Here is a 280-nt window from a genome sequence, read left to right as displayed (position 1 = left end):
GGGCCCGCCGGTGCATGCCTGGCCGAAGGATCCCAAGACATCGGTGGTGCGCAGCGCCTCCCGGCTCAACGAGATCCTGATCATCAAGCTCGATCCCGCCGAGCTCGACGAGAAGACGGCCGCGCGTGCCGTCGACGGCATCATCGCCTATTCGGCGATCTGCTCGCATGCCGGTTGTCCCGTGACCGCCTGGGTGAAGAGCGATGTCGGCGACAAGGAGGTGTTCAAGTGCATGTGTCACAACTCCGAATACGATCCTCGTGCGGGCGCACAGGTCGTG

General features: G+C 64.3%; 1 protein-coding gene. It reads left to right on the top strand.

The features are described 5' to 3' along the window. The coding region (locus tag IC66_RS0123440; RefSeq protein ID WP_038949222.1) for a Rieske 2Fe-2S domain-containing protein at positions 1–280 on the top strand (280 nt) is incomplete at both ends.

Origin of the sequence: Bradyrhizobium genomosp. III, assembly GCF_000261705.1 — a bacterium.
Classification (GTDB): domain Bacteria; phylum Pseudomonadota; class Alphaproteobacteria; order Rhizobiales; family Xanthobacteraceae; genus Bradyrhizobium; species Bradyrhizobium ottawaense.
Note: the sequence above shows the minus strand (reverse complement) of the source record. Positions and strands in the feature narration are given on the sequence as shown.